This window comes from Neisseria sp. HMSC03D10, assembly GCF_001807625.1.
In the GTDB taxonomy this organism is placed as follows: Bacteria; Pseudomonadota; Gammaproteobacteria; order Burkholderiales; family Neisseriaceae; genus Neisseria; species Neisseria mucosa.
In genome coordinates, this window is sequence record NZ_KV789590.1 from 459 (window position 1) to 1,942 (window position 1,484).

1 protein-coding gene and 6 tRNA genes are annotated in these 1,484 nt (G+C 46.8%); all 7 read right to left on the reverse strand.

From position 1 onward, the window contains the following. Window positions 1–126: 126 nt before the first annotated feature. Window positions 127–216 (reverse strand) — tRNA-Leu (locus HMPREF3066_RS09365). A gap of 23 nt (window positions 217–239) precedes the next feature. After that, window positions 240–317, reverse strand: a tRNA-Cys gene (locus HMPREF3066_RS13185). A 10-nt stretch (window positions 318–327) separates the two neighbouring features. Next, window positions 328–401 (reverse strand) — tRNA-Cys (locus tag HMPREF3066_RS09370). 27 nt (window positions 402–428) lie between these two features. Next, window positions 429–504: transfer RNA gene (locus HMPREF3066_RS09375), tRNA-Gly, on the reverse strand. Between the two features lie 39 nt (window positions 505–543). Continuing rightward, window positions 544–619, reverse strand: a tRNA-Gly gene (locus HMPREF3066_RS09380). 26 nt (window positions 620–645) lie between these two features. Then, a tRNA-Gly gene (locus HMPREF3066_RS09385) sits at window positions 646–721 on the reverse strand. An 86-nt stretch (window positions 722–807) separates the two neighbouring features. Continuing rightward, window positions 808–1,368: a CDP-diacylglycerol--glycerol-3-phosphate 3-phosphatidyltransferase gene (gene pgsA / locus HMPREF3066_RS09390; protein WP_003744331.1), complete on the reverse strand. Its 561-nt coding sequence runs from the start codon at window positions 1,366–1,368 to the stop codon at window positions 808–810. Between the last annotated feature and the right edge of the window lie 116 nt (window positions 1,369–1,484).

Genomic DNA, 1,484 nt, shown 5'->3' on the forward strand with positions numbered 1-1,484 from the left:
TTGTCCTGATTTAAATTTAATCCACTATAAAGATACCGAAACCAGTGAGAAGCCTTGTCTTTCTTGGCTTTGGTTTACGGTGTTAGGCTTCGACAGGCAAAAAAATAACCGCTCTAAAAGCGGTTGTGGTGCCCGGAGCCGGAATCGAACCGGCACGGCCGGTTTAGGGCCGACGGATTTTAAGTCCGTTGTGTCTACCTATTTCACCACCCGGGCGCAGACTGTTTTATATTAAAATTTGGAGGCGGGGGCACGGATTTGAACCGGCCTATATAAGGGTTGCACCCCTTATAGCATAAACACTCTGCCACCCCGCCATGAAATGAGTGGAGGCGAGAGTCGGAATCGAACCGGCGTAGACGGATTTGCAATCCGCTGCATAACCACTTTGCTATCTCGCCAAACAAACTACCAGGTAGTGTTCAAACTGGAGCGGGAAACGAGTCTCGAACTCGCGACCTCAACCTTGGCAAGGTTGCGCTCTACCAACTGAGCTATTCCCGCATCGGAGAAACTTTATAGCAACTTAAGACAGGATTCGTTTGGAGCGGGAAACGAGTCTCGAACTCGCGACCTCAACCTTGGCAAGGTTGCGCTCTACCAACTGAGCTATTCCCGCATGGGACACATCTGAAAATTAAACTGTGGAGCGGGAAACGAGTCTCGAACTCGCGACCTCAACCTTGGCAAGGTTGCGCTCTACCAACTGAGCTATTCCCGCCGAATGTCTGTTTCTTGCTGCTGTTTCTGAAGAAGACGCAATTATTATGGATTTAAAACTTGTCGTCAAGGGGTTTGTTTTATTTTTTATTTGATTTCCTGCCACGCCATTTTCAGATAATAGAACATTGACCAGAGGGTTAATACAGATGCGATAAACATCAATATGTTACCTGTCAGGTAAAAAATATTGTCAAATCGATTGGAGGCTAAGAGCAATAAAAATATAGCAACCATTTGCGCGGCGGTTTTAAATTTGCCGATCGTGGCAACGGCAACGCTGCTGCGTCTGCCCATTTGCGCCATCCATTCCCTCAAGGCGGAAATGGTAATTTCCCTGCCGATGATGATGATGGCGAAGATAACATAAGTACGGCCAAGGCTGACCAGCAGTAATAATGCGGTCGCTACCATCAATTTATCCGCAACGGGATCGAGGAATGCGCCGAAATCGGAGGTTTGCTTCCAAAGCCTTGCTAAAAATCCGTCAAACCAATCGGTTACGGCTGCGAGTGCGAAAATGATAGCGGCAGTCCAATTGACGGTTTCCGGTGCAATCCACCCTTTTGGCAGGAAAAACAGCAAAGTAAAGACCGGAATCAGCAAAACGCGCATCCAAGTCAGAAAAATCGGTATGTTCCAAGGCATGATTTACCTTTGATGTGGTTATGATAGTTAATTTGCCTATTATAACGGACTTGTCTGTCTGAAAGCATATGTTTTAACCATCTTTCAGAGCGTGTTCATAGTCTTCGTAGCAGGAC